The 1,496-nt window shown below is 64.8% G+C and carries 3 protein-coding genes; 1 reads left to right on the top strand and 2 read right to left on the bottom strand.

From position 1 onward, the window contains the following. The coding region (locus tag AC07XB_RS38935) for an FAD-linked oxidase C-terminal domain-containing protein (protein WP_492833264.1) at positions 1-190 on the top strand (190 nt) is incomplete at its 5' end. A gap of 21 nt (positions 191-211) precedes the next feature. On the opposite strand, the gene AC07XB_RS38930 is transcribed toward AC07XB_RS38935, so the two are convergent. Together AC07XB_RS38930 and AC07XB_RS38925 are read right to left on the bottom strand one after the other, a co-directional pair. Next, on the bottom strand, positions 212-1,018 hold the full coding sequence (locus AC07XB_RS38930; RefSeq protein WP_492833266.1) for a DUF2145 domain-containing protein: 807 nt from the start codon (positions 1,016-1,018) through the stop codon (positions 212-214). A gap of 11 nt (positions 1,019-1,029) precedes the next feature. Continuing rightward, on the bottom strand, positions 1,030-1,496 hold a 467-nt coding region (locus AC07XB_RS38925; RefSeq protein ID WP_492833268.1), incomplete at its 5' end, for a hypothetical protein.

The raw sequence follows: 1,496 nt of genomic DNA, 5'->3' as shown, positions 1-1,496 counted from the left end.
AGCCATCAACCTGATCGTGCATGACAGCGTGCACGCCCACCGCGGCTCGATCTCCGCCGAGCATGGGCTGGGCCAGCTCAAGCGCGAGGAAAACCGCCGCTACAAGAGCGGCGTGGAGCTGGCGATGATGCGGGCGATCAAGCAGGCGCTCGATCCCCAGGGGTTGATGAATCCGGGCAAGGTGATCTGACGGGAAACGCGCGCCGGTGGCTTAGCGCGCTGCCGGAATTTCCACGACCTGCCAGCCCTCGTTGCGGTCCGCCAGGAATCGCATCACGGAATCGACGGTGACGGTCCTGATGCGGTCGGAGAAGCGCAGTTCAGTGGGATGATCGTCAAAGGCCACGTTGGCCTTGAACACGCGGCCACCCAGGCGCTTGAACGTACCGATCTTCATCTCGGACGGCTGGTAACCGGCCAGCTTGAGCCAGGCCTGCGCCTGCTCGCGATTGACGATCTTGGCGTCCCTGGCTTCCACGGCTGCCAGCGTTTCCAGCACCCAGGTGTTGGAGTTCTGGTACTGCGTGGAGAATGGGTACGATACCAGGCTGTAGTTGACGTCGTGAACCGAGCGCAGGGCTGCGCCATCCTGCAGGCGCGGCAGCAGGCGATCGGCGATCTGCTTGGGAGGGACGATCAGGACGGCATCGTACGAGAACATATCGTCGAGGAAGAAATTGCCGACGCCCTCGTACCACAGATCCGACTGCGCGGTGCCACAGCTATTGAGCAAATGGGCAATGCGCCAACGCGCGTCCGCCGGGTTGCGGTAGATGATGCCGACGTGGCTGTATTTCAGCCCATAGCTGGACAGGTCCTGCCCCACCCGCCCCACCAGCGCCACGTTGTCCTGGCGCCGTTCCATCTCCGTCGTCACCTTTTGCGCCGTGGCCATGGCCTGGCGCAGCGTCTGCGTGCTGAGCGGCGTGTCTTCGCAGCTCTGCCCCGCCGACGCCAGCAGCGGAACCAGCAGCAAGGCGAGCAAGGCGCCGGTGCGGCTCATCCGGTTCAAGATCATGGCGCGCCCCTTCACGGCTTCGCGGCCGTGGGAACCCGCTCGCGATAAAGCAACGCCTCACCGATCGTATTGGGAATGAAGGCGAGCACCTTGCCTGACACCACCAGCACGGTGCCGGTCGAATCGGCCACGGCGTTCACGGTGGCGCCCACCGACACGCCCAGTTTCTCGAACCCGCTCTTGGCGACCTTGACCGAGGCCTTGCCCGCGGTGCTGACCGAGTCGAGGATCACCTCGACGGTATCCTTCCCGCCCTGCGCAATGCCGGAAACGACAAAGGCACTGCCCATGCCCGCCAGCAAGGAACCCTGCACAGGGCCCGCGCCACCGGTGCTGCCGGCCACGCTGACGACAGGCGCGGCCAGGATCGACAGCGTGCCAACGGAGATCTGCTCCGAGCCGCCCATATTCGTGGACTGCGCACTGGCCGGCGCTACACAGAGCGACGCGCCAACGATGACCAGCAATGCAGAGATCG

This window comes from Cupriavidus sp. GW821-FHT02F09 (assembly GCF_059421605.1).
This window is presented reverse-complemented; position numbering and strand designations above follow the sequence as displayed.